The organism is Streptomyces sp. NBC_00271 (assembly GCF_036178845.1).
Classification (GTDB): domain Bacteria; phylum Actinomycetota; class Actinomycetes; order Streptomycetales; family Streptomycetaceae; genus Streptomyces.
The window spans coordinates 9,701,107-9,716,357 of the sequence record NZ_CP108070.1; the positions used below are offsets into that span (position 1 = coordinate 9,701,107).

Below are 15,251 nucleotides of genomic sequence, written 5' to 3' on the forward strand. Positions count from 1 at the left end.
GACCGGAGAGGGTCAGCCGGCGGCGCGCGCGGCCATCCGCGCCTTGCGGGCCGCGAGCTTCTCGTCGAACTTCGAGGCCTCCGCGTCCAGGCCGCCCATGAAGAAGCCGAGCTCCTCCTGGGCCTGCAGGCCCTCGGGGCCGAAGCCGTCCATCTCCAGGACCTTCAGGTGGCGCAGCACCGGCTGCAGCACGTCGTCGTGGTGGATGCGCATGTTGTAGACCTCGCCGATGGCCATCTGCGCGGCGGCGCGCTCGAAGCCGGGCATGCCGTGTCCGGGCATCCGGAAGTTGACGATGACGTCGCGCACGGACTGCATGGTCAGGTCGGGGGCCAGCTCGAACGCGGCCTTGAGCAGGTTCCGGTAGAAGACCATGTGCAGGTTCTCGTCGGTCGCGATGCGCGCCAGCATGCGGTCGCAGACCGGGTCGCCCGACTGGTGACCGGTGTTGCGGTGCGAGACGCGGGTCGCGAGCTCCTGGAAGGCGACGTACGCGACCGTGTGCAGCATCGAGTGGCGGTTGTCCGACTCGAAGCCCTCGTTCATGTGCGCCATACGGAACGCCTCGAGCTTGTCGGGGTCGACGGCGCGCGAGGCGAGCAGGTAGTCGCGCATCACGATGCCGTGGCGGCCCTCCTCGGCGGTCCAGCGGTGCACCCAGGTGCCCCAGGCGCCGTCACGGCCGAAGAGCGCGGCGATCTCGTGGTGGTAGCTCGGCAGGTTGTCCTCGGTCAGCAGGTTGACGACCAGCGCGATCCGGCCGATCTCCGTGACCTTGGACTGCTCCTTGTTCCAGGCCTCGCCGTCCTCGAAGAAGCCGGGGAAGTTCCGGGCGTCGCTGAACGGCACGTACTCGTGCGGCATCCAGTCCTTGGCCACCTTGAGGTGGCGGTTGAGCTCGGTCTCGACCACTTCTTCCAACGCGTAGAGCAGCCGAGCGTCGGTCCAGGCGGTGGCCGGGCTGCCAAGGTGGGGAGAAGTGATCGTCACGGGTGCTCCAGGGGGACGTGAAAATACTGAGCGAGTTACTGAGGGTGTTGCCGAGCGTGCTGCTCGGCGGGTCACCGAGCGGGAGACGAAACCTACGGCATCGTAGGCTACGTTTCCGTAGGTTACGAAACCGTAGGTTAAGTTCACTGTAAAGAGTGCCTGATCAGTGGGGGTCCCAGCAGGGATGCGGGTGTGCTCAGACGTACAGCTCCCGAAGCCGTACCGAGAGGCATGTCACACACCCCTCGAGCTTCTCGAACTCGCTGATGTCCACGAGAACCGGTTCGTGACCGAGGCCCGTGAACAGCTCCGCCGTCTTCGGGGCGCTCGCCGCCATCAGCAGCTTCCCGCCGCCGAGCAGCACGACATGCGCCCCTGACTCCTCCGGCACCGGCAGGAAGCGCGGGAACAGCGAGGGCGTGTCCACCAGAGGCTCATGGCCGATCACCGTCCCGTCGGGCAGCGCGGTGACCGCCGACTTCAGATGCAGCACCTTGCTCACGGGTACGGCCACGACCCGCGCCCCGAGCGGTTCGAGGGCCGCGCGCAGCTGCTGGACCCCGGCCGCGTTGGTCCGCCCGCCGCGGCCCACGTACACCGTGTCGCCGACCTTCAGGACGTCGCCGCCGTCCAGGGTGCCCGGCTCCCAGATCCAGTTCACCGAGCAGCCCAGCCGGGCCACGGCCTCCTCGACCCCGGCGGTCTCGGCGCGGCGGGACTCGGCGCCGGGGCGGGAGATCAGCGCGACATTGCGGAAGACGACCACGGCGTCCTCGACGAACACCGAGTCGGGGCAGTCGTCGGCCGGATCGACCTCGACGGTCTCCCAGCCGTGCGTGCGCAGCGCCTCGGCGTACGCCTCCCACTGTTCGACGGCCAGGTCGACGTCCACCTTCTCGCGCTCGATGTGCGTCACCAGTCCCTCGGCGAGACGAGGACTGGGCCTGCGGATGAGGGCTTTCTGGCTGGGCACGTGCGGTCTCCGAATCGGCAGGGTGCATCGGCGCACATCATGCAGCGCCGTTCGCGCGCACAACAGCCCCCGACTCGGCACCCCCCGACCGGACGGCGAGCGGACCCGCGTCCGAACGTGACACGGGGCGGTGCCCGAAAGCGACGTTAGTCAGCCTCCGGGCCCGGCGCTATGTCGGATACCCGACAGCTTCCGCCGTGGTTTCTTTCAGTTCTCCTCCTTCCAGCAACAGCCGGCGTGTGATTCCGATCGACTCCAGGAACGGCAGGTCGTGGCTGGCGACGATCAGCGCGCCCTCGTAGGACTCGAGCGCCGTGGTGAGCTGGCGGACGCTCGCCAGGTCGAGGTTGTTGGTCGGCTCGTCGAGCATCAGGAGCTGCGGCGCGGGCTCGGCGAGCATCAGCGCCGCGAGCGCCGCCCGGAAGCGTTCGCCGCCGGAGAGCGTCGCCGCCCGCTGGTCGGCCTTCGCCCCCTTGAACAGGAAGCGGGCGAGCCGCGCCCGGACCCGGTTGTTGGTGGCGGCGGGCGCGAAACGGGCCACGTTCTCGGCCACGGTCAGCTCCCCGTCGAGCACATCGAGCCGCTGGGGCAGGAACCGCAGCGGCACATGGGCCAGCGCGTGGCCGGAGACGGCCTCCAGCTCCCCGGCGATCGTCCGCAGCAGCGTCGTCTTGCCCGCGCCGTTGCGCCCGATCAGCGCGATCCGCTCGGGCCCGCGCAGATCGAACACACCGTCGACGCGCGCGCCGTATTTCAGCTTCAGGTTCTCGAGCGTGAGCACGGTGCGGCCTGGCGGTACGGCCGTGTACGGCAGGTCGACACGGATCTCGTCGTCGTCCCGTACGGCCTCCACCGCGTCGTCGAGCCGGTCCTTCGCCTCGGCGAGCTTCTCCTCGTGCATGACGCGGTGCTTGCCCGCCGATTCCTGGGCGGCCCGTTTGCGCGCACCCATGACGATCTTCGGCTCGCGCTTCTGCTCGAACATCTTCTGCCCGTAGCGCTTGCGACGGGCGAGCTTGACCTGCGCGTCGACCAGTTCGCGCTTCTGCTTCTTCAGATCGGCCTCGGCGACGCGCACCATGCGTTCCGCCGCCTCCTGCTCGCCGGCGAGGACCTCCTCGTACGCGGAGAAGTTGCCCCCGTACCAGGTGACCTCGCCCGAGCGCAGATCGGCGATCTGGTCCACCAGGTCCAGCAGTTCGCGGTCGTGGCTGACCACGACCATGACCCCGGACCAGGCCTCGACGGCCGCGTACAGCCGTCGGCGCGCGTACAGGTCGAGGTTGTTGGTGGGCTCGTCCAGCAGCAGGATGTCCGGTCGGCGCAGCAGCAGCGCGGCCAGGCGCAGCAGTACCGACTCGCCGCCCGAGACCTCGCCGATGGTGCGGTCCAGCTCGACGTGCCCGAGTCCGAGTTCGCCGAGCATGGCGAGCGCCCGCTCCTCGACGTCCCAGTCGTCGCCGACGACGTCGAAGTGCTCCTCGGCCGCGTCGCCCGCCTCGATGGCGTGCAGGGCGGCGCGCGTGGCGGCGATGCCGAGCGCCTCGTCGACCCGCAGGGCGGTGTCGAGCGTGACGTTCTGCGGTAGATAGCCGACCTCGCCGGTGACGCGGATCGTGCCGTCGGCCGGGGCCAGTTCGCCCGCGATCAGCTTCAACAGGGTTGATTTCCCTGATCCGTTGACGCCGACGAGCCCGGTCCTGCCGGGGCCGAAGGCGATCTGAAGGTCGTCGAAGACGGTGGTTCCGTCCGGCCAGGCGAAGGAGAGGGAGGTGCAGCTGAGGGAGGTGGGGAAAGAAGACATGAGGGCCTCGCGATTACTGGGTGCGGTCAGGGGCACGCGTTCGGGACACCGCGAGGTGACGACGATCCAGTCAGGAGGGCGGAAAGAAGGCCCCGTACACCGGAGGACGGCTCATACGCCGAGGTCGCACGCTGCGCACACGGGGGCGACGAAAGCCCACGGTGTGACGCGGTGTCTCAGACCTCAGACGAGCAACGTCCTTCTCCAATCGACGACAACAGGACCGCTGTACACCGTAGGAACGGCCCTGAACGCTGTCAACGCATTAACGTGGCCCCGACCTCGACCCGAAGGAGACGCCGTGCCCAACGGCTCGCTGTCGCTGCCCGCCCGGCTCTATCTGCTGGCCTGGGACACCACGAGGCTCAAGGTCACGGGGGCGACCCACCTCCACCATCTGGTGCGCGCCGGCGCTCTCACGGAGCTCGCCCAGCGCGGACTGCTCGCCGACGTGGACGGCATTGCCACACCGGTCGACGTCGACACCCATACGGGGGACCTGGTCCTCGACGGGCTCCTGGAGCTGGTGGAGGAATCCAGGCCCCGGAAGTGGAAGGCGTGGGTGACCCTGCGGGCGCGCGTCACCCTGGACGCGGTCCGCGCGCAACTCGCCGCCGAGGGCTACTTGCGGGCCGAGAAGAAGCGGGTGCTCGGGCTCTTCCCGTCCGTGGAGTACGAGCTGGAGCGGGTGTCCGCGGTGGAGGCGCTGCGGGAGGAGGCACGGGCCGTGCTGCAGGGGCCCGTGCCCGTCGAGGAGGTCTCCGACCGCGACGCGGCCCTCGTCGCCCTCGCCGCCGCGGCCGAACTGCGCACGCTGGCGTCCGGCAAGGACCGCAAGCTGTACAAGCGGCGCATCGAGGAGCTGACCGACCGCAGCGGAGCGGCGGCCCCGGCGCTGAAGAAGGTCATCCAGGAGGTGCGCACCGCGATCGTCGTGGCGGCCACGGCGGCATCGGCCTCGGGCGCGGCAACGGGGGGCTGAGGCGCCCGGGAAGAGGTGCGGAGAACAGCGTGAGCAACCCCCCGGCGCCCCGCACCTGGCCATGCTTCCCGGCCTCCCACGCACAGGTCGCATTTCTGCCAGCCCCCGCCCCGCCCCCGGTGATGGGATCGTCCCCATGACGAACCAGAAGCCCACCCACGAAACGGCCCTCGCCTTCCACGCCCTGCACATCCCCGGCCGCCCACTCGTCCTCCCGAACGCCTGGGACACGGCGAGTGCGCGCCTGGTCGAGGAGGCGGGGGCGGCCGCCGTGGCGACGACCAGCGCGGGGCTCGCCTGGGACCTGGGAACGGCCGACGGGGACCGGCTGGACAGGGACCGGGCCCTCGGCGCGCTCGCTCGCGTCGCCGCCGCGGTCCGGGTCCCGGTGAGCGCGGACATCGAGAGCGGCTACGCGAAGGACGCCGCGGGCGTCGGGGACACGATCCGCGCGGTGCTCGCGGCCGGCGCCGTGGGCGTGAACATCGAGGACGCGCTGTACGACGGCGAGGGTGCCGGCGACGGCGGCCCGCTGCGTCTGGTCGCCGAGCAGGCGGAGCGTATCGCCGCGGCCCGTGCCGCAGCCGACGCGGCGGGTGTCCCGCTGTTCATCAACGCGCGCATCGACACCGTTCTGAGGGGCGCGGGAGGGGTCGAGGAGACCCTGGAGCGGGCCGCCGCCTTCCTCGCCGCCGGAGCCGACGGGATCTTCGTTCCCGGGGCCGTCGACCCGGGGGCGGTGAAGTCGCTCGTGGCGGGTGTCGAGGGCCCGCTCAATGTGCTGGTCGGTCCCGGCGCGCCGTCCGTCGCCGAGCTGGCCGCGCTCGGGGTCGCCCGGATCAGCACGGGCTCGAGCATCGCGCAGGCCGCGCACGCCGTGGTCCGCCGTGCCGCGCGGGAGCTGCTGAGCGCGGGGACCTACGACTCGCTGACCGGTGGACTCGACTACGCCGAGCTCAACACCCTGCTGGGCGGCGCTCGCTGAGGGCGGGGGCGTCGCTCAGCAGGTGCCCCGCATCAGCTCCTCCAGGTCGTGGTCCAGGTCGACCTGGAGATGCTCGAGTCCGACGGGCACCAGTTCGGTCGTGAGCTGGAGGAACTTCCGCACCTCGCCCGAGCGCACATGCACCACGGCGGTGCCCTCGGGGGCGTGGAACTCCAGAACGGTGCGGTCGTAGCCGTACGGCCGCACCCGTACGTCGCCGTACCCCACGGAGTCCTCCATGCCGGACGCGAGCAGCTCGCGCGCGAACGTCCAGCAGACCTCCACGCCCTCCAGCGTGGCCGGGGCGGGGAAGGTCATACGGACGGCGAAGGGGTCGCTCCGGTCGTAGTGGAGCGTTGCGGGAATGCTCGGCATCCGCGGGGCGGCGGCGACGAGGCGGGCCTCTACGGGCTGCTCGATGACGGTGGACAACGCCTTGCTCCCTTGTGACGGCTGGACGAACTCCGGGCGGATGAGGCCAGGCAATGTATGAGACGACGGAATGAGCCATTCAGTGCACCTGAAACCCAAGTGACCTCTGTCACCGAGTTCATTCACCTCGGTGACACGTAGTGATCCATTTCTCGTTCCGACATGCCCGCGATACCGGAGAGGACACCAACCGGGGCCCCCGGGTTCCCGCCGAGGCCATCTGGACGGCGCCAGGGGAGTGGACTAGCTTCGCCCGCCATGAGGGGCTTGGGGAAGTCGAGACGTACGAGTCGGGCGGTCACCGTGGGACTGTGCGCGGCGGCGTTCGCCGCCGCGCTGACGGCGGCGCCCGCGCAGGCACACGAGGCGGGGAAGGCGGCCCACTGGGCGCTCAAGGACAGCGGCAGCGACGTTCGTTTCCGTGGACTGTCGGCCGTCAGCCGGGACACCGCCTGGGTGGCCGGCGCCAAGGGCACCGTCCTGCGCACCGCCGACGGCGGCGCGAGCTGGCGGAACGTCTCGCCGCCCGGCGCCGCCGACCTGGAGTTCCGCGACATCGAGGCGTTCGACGCGCGGCGCGCGGTGGTCCTCGCCATCGGTGAGGGCGAGGCCTCCCGGGTCTTCAGGACCGACGACGGCGGCGCGACCTGGACCGAGTCCTTCCGCAACACCGACGCGAAGGCCTTCTACGACTGTCTGACCTTCTTCGACCGGCGCCACGGCCTCGCGATGAGCGACCCCGTGGACGGCAGGTTCCGCATCCTGTCCACCAGCGACGGCGGACGGTCCTGGAAGGTGCTGCCCAGCGACGGCATGCCCGCCGCGCAGGACGGCGAGGCGGGCTTCGCCGCCAGTGGACAGTGCCTCGTGAGCGCGGGATCGCACGATGCCTGGCTGGCCACCGGCGGGGGCGCACACGCGCGTGTGCTGCATTCCACCGACCGGGGACTGACCTGGAAAGCGGCCGAGACGCCGATCCCGGCGGGCGACCCGGCGCGTGGCGTCTTCGCCCTCGCCTTCCGGGACCGCGCCCACGGCCTCGCGGTCGGCGGCGACTACCGCGCCGACCAGGCATCGCCCCAGGCGGCCGCACTCAGCCCCGACGGCGGCCGCACCTGGACCCCCGCCGCCCAGCCGCCGCCCGCCTACCGGTCCGGTGTCGCCTGGCTCCCGCACAGCCGCAGCTCCGCGCTCGCGGTCGGCCCGACCGGTACCGACCTCACGACCGACGGCGGCCGCACCTGGCGCACCCTCGACACCGGCTCGTACGACACCGTGGACTGCACCCCCGACCTGGGCTGCTGGGCGTCCGGGGAGAAGGGCCGGGTGGCACGTCTGGAGCGCTGACTCGCCGCGTGCCCCGCGGCGAGCGGGGTACCCGTGTCGCCGACGCGCAAGCAAGCGATCGGCGACACGGAAGGAAGTGAGCCGCCATGCCCCGTGGCTCCAGTCCCAAGCGGGAACGCCAGTACGAGCACATCAAGGAGAGCGCTCTCGACCGGGGAGAGAGCAGGGAGCGCGCCGAGGAGATCGCCGCGCGCACCGTCAACAAGGAGCGCGCCCGGGCCGGCGAGTCGAAGACCGCGAGCCGCACGTCCACCGAGGACATCTCCTCCGGCAGGCGCGGCGGCCTGCGCTCCCACCAGGGCGCCCAGGGCCCCACGTACGACCAGCTGTACGAGGAGGCCAAGCGCCGCGACATCCACGGCCGGTCGGACATGAACAAGGAGGAGCTGAGGCGCGCTCTGGGCGACAAGTGACCGCCCCAAGGCCTCTTCCGGTGTTGTGGGCTCAGGGCCTGTCCGGCGGATCATGCCGCAGACGCGGGGCTTGGCACGCCCTCGCCCAGGCTCTTCGAGCAGGGGGTGCCCCCAGCGGCGTTGTCGTCGGTCGCCATGGCTCCGCCATGACTCCCTCCTCCGCCTTGCAGCTGCACGCACCAGACCCCGCTCACCTGCACTTATAAGGCGCCGTTACTTTCCTCCGACCTGATCCGCCGGACAGGCCCTAGGCTCGTCGGCACCATGAACATCTCGTCGAACACCGTACCGATTCCCGCGGGTTGGCCCGCGACCGAGGAGCAGGCCCGCGCCGTGCAGGACGAACTGCGGGGGCGCGTGGTGCTCGACGAACCCGGGCCGCCGCCCGGCACCGGCAGAGTGACGGGCGTGGATGTGGCGTACGACGACGAGCGGGACGTCGTCGTGGCCGCGGCCGTCGTGCTCGACGCGGCGACCCTCGCCGTCGTCGCCGAGGCCACCGCGGTCGGACAGGTCTCCTTCCCCTACGTCCCCGGACTGCTCGCCTTCCGCGAGATCCCGACCGTGCTGGCCGTGCTCGACGCGCTGCCGTGCCCGCCGGGTCTCGTGGTCTGCGACGGCTACGGTCTCGCCCACCCCCGCCGTTTCGGCCTCGCCAGCCACCTCGGCGTACTCACCGGGCTCCCCACGATCGGGGTGGCCAAGAACCCGTTCACCTTCTCCTACGAGGAGCCCGGCGCCCGGCGCGGCAGCGCCTCCCCGCTGCTCGCGGGCGAACCGACGGGCCCGGAGGAGGTCGGTCGGGCACTGCGCACCCAGGACGGCGTCAAGCCGGTCTTCGTCTCGGTCGGCCACCGGGTGAGCCTCGACAACGCCTGCGCGCACACCCTCGCGCTCACCCCGAAGTACCGCCTCCCGCAGACCACCCGAAGCGCGGACTCCCTGTGCCGACGGGCCCTGAAGGAGACAACTCCCTCAGGAGCCTCACCCGTTGACTGAGTACGTGCCCTGAGTACGTGTTCTGAGTACCCGTACGGATGCGGGGGCGCCGTCATGATCGGCAGGCTGTTGCGCATGACGACGCACCGTTCCCCGAAGCCCGCCACCGGCGCCACCCAGCCCGTCGAGCGCACCGTGATGGCCGCGCTGGTCCTCTCCGTCCTCGCCGGGGTCGGCTGGATCGGCGGGATGATCTACACGGTGCTGGGCTGGCCCCTCTAGGGCCTGTCCGCCGGACAGGGCCTAGAGGACTTCAGGACGGCCCTACCGGGACGCGGCCACCCGGAACGTGATCCCCGCCCCGCGCAGCCGCTCGATGAGCGCGTCGCCCATCGCCACCGCCGTCGTGACCTGTCCGGCCGTTTCCGGCAGGTCGTCGAAGGCGAGCGACAGCGCGGACTCCGCGAACATCTTGGCGGTCTCGCCGTAGCCGGGGTCGCCGCCCGCGACCTCCGTGAACACGCGGCGCCCGCCGCCCTCGCCCACGAATCGCACCGAGAACCAGCTCTTCGCCCGCCGCGCGGCACTGGGCCCCTCGCCCGGCTTGATCCGGTCGGACAGCCAGCGTCGCGCGGGCGGCACCTGGGCCGCGGCGAACACCGCGCCGACGGCCGTGACCCCGCCCAGCGCGACCGGCAGCCGTTCGACGGCCGCGTAGTGGCGGTAGCGGAAGTCGGGCCCGTAGCGCTCCAGCACGCGCGCCGAACGCTGCACGATCTGGGCGTCGATGGTGGGCAGCGGCAGCGCCCATGCCCCGACCTCCTTGGCGAACCGCGGCGTGCTCAGCGGGGCGTATGCCCGCCGTCCGACCAGCCGTGGTTCGTGCCGCCCGCGATCCCGCGCCGCGGCCAGGATGTGCCGCCCGCGCGCGAACTGGGTGAGCGCGGAGGCGAACGTGCCGCCCGAGAACATCGCCTGGGCGCGGACGAAACCGTCGACCCGCAGCGGCACGTCCTCGGGCAGCTGCCGCACCGTGAAGTAGGCGCCCAGGTCGTGCGGAATCGAGTCGAAGCCGCAGGCGTGCACCAGGCGGGCCCCGGTCTCCCGCGCCCGTGCGTCGTGCCGGACGTACATCAGGTCCACGAACTCGGGTTCGCCGGTGAGGTCCAGATAGTCGGTGCCCGCGTCGGCGCAGGCGGCGACCAGCTCCTCGCCGTGCAGTATGTACGGCCCGACGGTCGTCGCCACCACGCGCGCGCCGCGGGCCAGGTCGCGCAGCGACGCCGGATCGGCGACATCCGCCAGGAGCACGTCGGGGGCGCCGGACAGCCGCTCCCGCAGCCGCGCCAGCTTTTCCTCGTCGCGGCCCGCGATCGCCCAGCGCAGCCCCTCGGGCGCGTGGGCGGCGAGGTACTCCGCGGTGAGGGCCCCGACGAACCCGGTGGCTCCGAAGAGCACGATGTCGTACGTGCGAGCCGTCCCGTTCAGCCTGCTCATGACACCCCATCTGTCGTGCGCGAAGCGCCGTTGTCGGTGGCTGAGGCTAGCGTGAGGTACGAGCGGCCGAACGACGAGGTCGACATAGAGGTCGGAGGTGGCCGTGGCCGTGCAGGGGAACGCACGCCGGCCCTGCGCCGGCATACGTCGCTGACGTGCCCTGTTTCATGCCCTTTCGGCATGATCCGACACCCGGGATTTAACTAAGCGCTTGCTCGCTGGGGGCTTGCCCGGCGTGGAACACGTTCTTAACATCTCTGATGTCACATCAGTGGTGTCACAGTGCTGGGGGCTCGATGGCAGTAGCAGGGACGCCGGCGTACGGCCCGCTGGCCGGAGTGCGCGTGGTGGAGCTGGCGGGCATCGGCCCCGGCCCGTTCGCCGCCATGCTCCTCGCCGACCTCGGCGCGGACGTCGTCCGCGTGGACCGGCCCGGCGGCACGGGGCTCGCCGTCGACCCGGAGTACGACATCACCAACCGCAACAAGCGGTCGGTCGTGATCGACCTGAAGGCCGAGGACGGTCCCGCCCGCGTCCTCGATCTGGTCGAACGCGCGGACATCCTCGTCGAGGGCTACCGCCCCGGCGTCGCCGAGCGCCTCGGGGTCGGCCCCGAGACCTGTCACGCCCGCAACCCCCGGCTCGTCTACGGCCGGATGACCGGCTGGGGCCAGCAGGGCCCGCTCGCCTCGCGTGCCGGGCACGACATCGCGTACATCGCGCTCACCGGCACCCTCGGCATGATCGGCAGGCCGGACGAGCCGCCCACGGTCCCCGCGAACCTCGTCGGCGACTACGCGGGCGGCTCGCTCTATCTCGTCGTCGGCGTCCTCGCCGCGCTCCACCACGCACGCGCCACCGGCGCCGGGCAGGTCGTGGACACGGCGATCGTCGACGGCGCCGCGCACCTCGCCTCGATGATCCACGGCATGCTCGCCGCGGGCGGCTGGCAGGACCGGCGCGGCGCCAACCTCCTGGACGGCGGCTGCCCGTACTACGGCACGTACGAGACGGCCGACGGGAAGTACATGGCGGTGGGCGCCCTGGAGCGGCAGTTCTACGCCGAGTTCGTGGAACTGCTCGGCATCGAGGAGTACGCGGACGCCCGCAAGGACCTGGCCCGCTGGGGCGAGCTGCGCGAGGCGGTCGCCGCCCGCTTCAAGACCCGCACCAGGGACGAGTGGACCGCGGTCTTCGAGGGCTCCGACGCCTGCGTGGCCCCCGTCCTGTCGCTGCGGGAGGCCCCGGCCCACCCCCACCTCGCCGCCCGCGGCACCTTCACCGACCACGGCGGCATCACCCAGCCCGCCCCCGCGCCCCGCTTCTCCCTGACCCGCACATCCGTCCGCACCGGCCCCGCGCTGCCGGGCGCCGACACCGCGGACGTGGCCCGCGACTGGGACGTACCACGGCTGACGCGGCACGACCTCGTGAAGGACGACTCGATGAAGGACGGCGACTGATGGAGCTCTCCCTCCCGCTCGACTACGCGGGCGACCCCCGGCAGGCCGCCGACGAGGTGGCCGCCCTGGAGTCCGCGGGTCTGGACGCCGTCTGGGTCGCGGAGGCCTACGGCTTCGACGCGCCCACGATCATGGGCTATCTGGCCGCCCGCACCGAGCGCATGAAGATCGGCTCCGGGATCCTCAACGTCTACTCGCGCACTCCGGCGCTCCTCGCGCAGACCGCCGCCGGACTCGACGCGATCTCGGGCGGCCGCGCCATGCTGGGGCTCGGTGCCTCGGGCCCGCAGGTCGTCGAGGGCTGGCACGGGAAGGCGTACGACAAGCCGCTGGGCCGCACCCGCGAGGCCATCGAGCTGACCCGCCGCATCCTGCGCCGCGAGGTCATCGACCACCACGGCATCACCGACATGCCCCGCCCCGGCGGCCTGGGCAAGCCCCTGAAGCTCCTCACCAAGCCGGTGCGCCCCGACATCCCGCTGTACGTGGCCTCCCTGGGCCCCGCCAACGTCCGGATGACCGCCGAACTCGCCGACGGCTGGCTGCCCACGCTCTTCATCCCGGAGAAGGCCCACCAGGTGTGGGGCGGCCCCCTCGCGGAGGGCGCCGCACTGCGGGACCCGGCGCTCGGCCCGCTGCGGACCGTCGCGGGCGGCCTGCTCGCCATCGGCGAGGACGCGGCGGCCGTACGGGAGCTCGCGCGCCCCAAAATCGCCCTCTACGTAGGCGGCATGGGCGCCCCCGGCAAGAACTTCTACAACGACCTCGCGGTGGCCTACGGCTACGAGAAGGAGGCCCGGCTCATCCAGGAGCTGTACCTCTCCGGTCGGAAGAAGGAGGCCGAGGCCGCCGTACCGGCCGAGTTCTGCGAGCTGATCTCGCTGTGCGGGCCGGAGAGCTATGTGCGCGAGCGTGTCGAGGCCTTCCGGGAGGCCGGGGTCGACATGCTCAACATCACTCCCGTGGGGCCGGAGCCGGCCCGGCTGGTCGAGACCGTCAAGAGCTGGCTCTAGGAGGGCATTCGCGCATGAAGCGGCAGATTTTCGGCGCCGAGCACGACGCGTTCCGGGAGACCGTGCGCACCTTCCTCGCCAAGGAGGTGACGCCGTACTACGAACAGTGGGAGAAGGACGGCATCGTCTCGCGCGAGGCCTGGCGCGCCGCCGGGAAACAGGGGCTGCTCGGCCTCGCCGTACCGGAGGCGTACGGAGGCGGCGGCAACGCCGACTTCCGTTACAGCGCCGTACTCGCCGAGGAGTTCACGCGCGCGGGGGCCGCCGGTCTTGCCCTCGGGCTGCACAACGACATCATCGGGCCGTATCTGACGGACCTGGCCACCGAGGAGCAGAAGCGGCGCTGGCTGCCCGGGTTCTGCGACGGTTCGCTCATCACGGCGATCGCGATGACCGAGCCGGGCGCCGGATCCGACCTCCAGGGCATCAGGACGCACGCCGAGGACCGGGGCGACCACTGGCTGCTCAACGGCTCCAAGACCTTCATCTCGAACGGGATCCTCGCCGACCTGGTGATCGTCGTCGCGAAGACGACCCCGGAGGGCGGCGCCCACGGTCTGTCTCTGCTCGTCGTCGAGCGCGGCATGGCAGGCTTCGAGCGTGGCCGCAATCTCGACAAGATCGGGCAGAAGGCGCAGGACACGGCCGAGCTGTTCTTCCACGACGTACGCGTCCCCAAGGAGAACCTGCTCGGGGAGCTCAACGGCGCCTTCGTGCACCTCATGACGAACCTCGCGCAGGAACGCATGGGCATCGCCGTCGCCGGGATCGCGGCGGCCGAGTACCTGCTGGAGATCACCACCCAGTACGTCAAGGAGCGCGAGGCCTTCGGACGCCCGCTGTCCAAGCTCCAGCACATCCGCTTCGAGATAGCCGAGATGGCGACCGAGTGCGCCGTCACCCGTACGTTCCTCGACCGCTGCGTCGTCGACCACACGAACGGCGAACTCGACGCCGTGCACGCCTCGATGGCCAAGTGGTGGGCCACCGAACTGCAAAAACGCGTCGCGGACCGCTGCCTCCAGCTGCACGGCGGCTACGGCTACATGACGGAGTACCGCGTCGCCAGGGCCTTCATCGACGGCCGCATCCAGACCATCTACGGCGGGACCACAGAGATCATGAAGGAGATCATCGGCCGCTCCCTGCTCGGCTGATCCTCCGCACCCTCCCCGAAAGGCTTATCAGTGAGCACCGAAGCGTACGTGTACGACGCGATCCGCACCCCGCGCGGGCGCGGCAAGGCGAACGGCGCCCTGCACGGCACCAAGCCCATCGACCTGGTCGTCGGCCTCATCCACGAGATCCAGCGCCGCTTGCCGGGCCTGGACCCGGCCGCGATCGACGACATCGTGCTCGGTGTCGTGGGCCCGGTCGGCGACCAGGGCTCCGACATCGCGCGGATCGCCGCGATCGCCGCCGGACTGCCCGACACGGTCGCCGGCGTCCAGGAGAACCGCTTCTGCGCCTCGGGCCTGGAAGCGGTCAACCTGGCCGCGATGAAGGTCCGCTCCGGCTGGGAGGACCTGGTGCTCGCGGGCGGCGTCGAGTCGATGTCCCGTGTGCCCATGGCCTCGGACGGCGGCGCCTGGTTCGCCGACCCGATGACCAACATCGCCACCAACTTCGTGCCGCAGGGCATCGGCGCCGACCTCATCGCCACCATCGAGGGCTTCTCCCGGCGGGACGTCGACGAATACGCGGCCCTCTCCCAGGAGCGCGCGGCCGCCGCCTGGAAGGACGGCCGCTTCGAGAAGTCCGTCGTCCCCGTGAAGGACCGAAGCGGGCTCGTCGTCCTCGACCACGACGAGCACATGCGCCCCGGCACCACCGCCGACTCCCTCGGCAAGCTGAAGGCCTCGTTCGCGGACATCGGCGAGCTGGGCGGCTTCGACGCCGTGGCGCTGCAGAAGTACCACTGGGTCGAGGAGATCGACCACGTCCACCACGCGGGCAACTCCTCCGGCATCGTCGACGGCGCCTCCCTGGTCGCCATCGGCTCCAAGGAGGTCGGCGAGCGCTACGGCCTCACGCCCCGCGCGCGGATCGTCGCCGCGGCCGTCTCCGGCTCCGAGCCCACCATCATGCTCACCGGCCCCGCGCCCGCGACCCGCAAGGCGCTCGCCAAGGCCGGGCTGACCATCGACGACATCGACCTCGTGGAGATCAACGAGGCCTTCGCCGCGGTCGTCCTGCGCTTCGTGAAGGACATGGGCCTCTCCCTCGACAAGGTCAACGTCAACGGCGGCGCGATCGCGCTCGGCCACCCGCTCGGCGCCACGGGCGCGATGATCCTCGGCAGCCTCGTCGACGAACTGGAGCGCCAGGACAAGCGCTACGGCCTCGCCACGCTGTGCGTGGGCGGCGGCATGGGCATCGCGACCATCGTCGAGCGCCTGTAACCCCCGGCGGG

General features: G+C 71.3%; 15 protein-coding genes. 10 read left to right on the forward strand and 5 right to left on the reverse strand.

Annotated elements, in window-relative coordinates; all coding sequences use genetic code 11:
- Positions 1-12: 12 nt before the first annotated feature.
- From OG798_RS44140 to OG798_RS44150, 3 genes are all read right to left on the reverse strand, one after another.
- A complete protein-coding gene (locus tag OG798_RS44140) occupies positions 13-990 on the reverse strand; it encodes an acyl-ACP desaturase (protein ID WP_099944524.1) in 978 nt (325 codons plus the stop codon).
- Positions 991-1,186: 196 nt separating this feature from the next.
- The gene (gene ddaH / locus OG798_RS44145; protein WP_328758892.1) at positions 1,187-1,963 is read right to left on the reverse strand and encodes a dimethylargininase; all 777 of its coding nucleotides are present in this window, start codon (positions 1,961-1,963) and stop codon (positions 1,187-1,189) included.
- Positions 1,964-2,132: 169 nt separating this feature from the next.
- The gene (locus tag OG798_RS44150; protein WP_328758894.1) at positions 2,133-3,767 is read right to left on the reverse strand and encodes an ABC-F family ATP-binding cassette domain-containing protein; all 1,635 of its coding nucleotides are present in this window, start codon (positions 3,765-3,767) and stop codon (positions 2,133-2,135) included.
- A 301-nt stretch (positions 3,768-4,068) separates the two neighbouring features.
- On the opposite strand from OG798_RS44150, the gene OG798_RS44155 reads away from it, so the two are divergent.
- Positions 4,069-4,749, forward strand: a complete 681-nt coding sequence (locus tag OG798_RS44155; RefSeq protein WP_328758896.1) for a GOLPH3/VPS74 family protein — start codon at positions 4,069-4,071, stop codon at positions 4,747-4,749.
- Between the two features lie 136 nt (positions 4,750-4,885).
- Positions 4,886-5,734: an isocitrate lyase/PEP mutase family protein gene (locus OG798_RS44160; RefSeq protein ID WP_121414232.1), complete on the forward strand. Its 849-nt coding sequence runs from the start codon at positions 4,886-4,888 to the stop codon at positions 5,732-5,734.
- Positions 5,735-5,749: 15 nt separating this feature from the next.
- Here OG798_RS44160 and OG798_RS44165 read toward each other — a convergent pair whose 3' ends face one another.
- Entirely contained in the window at positions 5,750-6,166 is a 417-nt protein-coding gene (locus OG798_RS44165) for an SsgA family sporulation/cell division regulator (RefSeq protein WP_067361393.1), read from the reverse strand.
- Between the two features lie 258 nt (positions 6,167-6,424).
- Between OG798_RS44165 and OG798_RS44170 the strand changes: the two genes are divergently transcribed.
- The 4 genes from OG798_RS44170 (at position 6,425) to mmpA (ending at position 9,147) form a co-directional block, all read left to right on the forward strand.
- Positions 6,425-7,513 (forward strand): WD40/YVTN/BNR-like repeat-containing protein, encoded by a 1,089-nt coding sequence (locus OG798_RS44170; protein ID WP_328758897.1) that lies wholly within the window; start codon positions 6,425-6,427, stop codon positions 7,511-7,513.
- A gap of 86 nt (positions 7,514-7,599) precedes the next feature.
- Positions 7,600-7,926, forward strand: coding sequence for a plasmid stabilization protein (locus OG798_RS44175; protein WP_067361390.1), 327 nt, complete (start codon positions 7,600-7,602; stop codon positions 7,924-7,926).
- A 264-nt stretch (positions 7,927-8,190) separates the two neighbouring features.
- Complete coding sequence (locus OG798_RS44180; RefSeq protein WP_183121355.1) at positions 8,191-8,925, forward strand: endonuclease V; 735 nt, start codon at positions 8,191-8,193, stop codon at positions 8,923-8,925.
- Positions 8,926-9,000: 75 nt separating this feature from the next.
- Positions 9,001-9,147 carry a morphogenic membrane protein MmpA gene (gene mmpA / locus OG798_RS44185; protein WP_162489330.1) on the forward strand — a complete coding sequence of 49 codons (147 nt, stop codon included), beginning with the start codon at positions 9,001-9,003 and terminating at the stop codon, positions 9,145-9,147.
- Between the two features lie 42 nt (positions 9,148-9,189).
- On the opposite strand, the gene OG798_RS44190 is transcribed toward mmpA, so the two are convergent.
- Positions 9,190-10,362: a saccharopine dehydrogenase family protein gene (locus OG798_RS44190; RefSeq protein WP_328758898.1), complete on the reverse strand. Its 1,173-nt coding sequence runs from the start codon at positions 10,360-10,362 to the stop codon at positions 9,190-9,192.
- A 296-nt stretch (positions 10,363-10,658) separates the two neighbouring features.
- Between OG798_RS44190 and OG798_RS44195 the strand changes: the two genes are divergently transcribed.
- The 4 genes from OG798_RS44195 to OG798_RS44210 are packed head-to-tail and all read left to right on the forward strand — an operon-like array spanning position 10,659 to position 15,240.
- The gene (locus tag OG798_RS44195) at positions 10,659-11,825 is read left to right on the forward strand and encodes a CaiB/BaiF CoA transferase family protein (protein ID WP_257016446.1); all 1,167 of its coding nucleotides are present in this window, start codon (positions 10,659-10,661) and stop codon (positions 11,823-11,825) included.
- Positions 11,825-12,838, forward strand: coding sequence for an LLM class F420-dependent oxidoreductase (locus OG798_RS44200; protein ID WP_095851369.1), 1,014 nt, complete (start codon positions 11,825-11,827; stop codon positions 12,836-12,838). The genes OG798_RS44195 and OG798_RS44200 overlap by 1 nt, the downstream gene beginning before the upstream one ends.
- Positions 12,839-12,852: 14 nt before the next feature.
- Positions 12,853-13,995 carry an acyl-CoA dehydrogenase family protein gene (locus tag OG798_RS44205; protein WP_095851368.1) on the forward strand — a complete coding sequence of 381 codons (1,143 nt, stop codon included), beginning with the start codon at positions 12,853-12,855 and terminating at the stop codon, positions 13,993-13,995.
- Between the two features lie 30 nt (positions 13,996-14,025).
- A complete protein-coding gene (locus OG798_RS44210; protein ID WP_097223931.1) occupies positions 14,026-15,240 on the forward strand; it encodes an acetyl-CoA C-acetyltransferase in 1,215 nt (404 codons plus the stop codon).
- Positions 15,241-15,251: the final 11 nt, after the last annotated feature.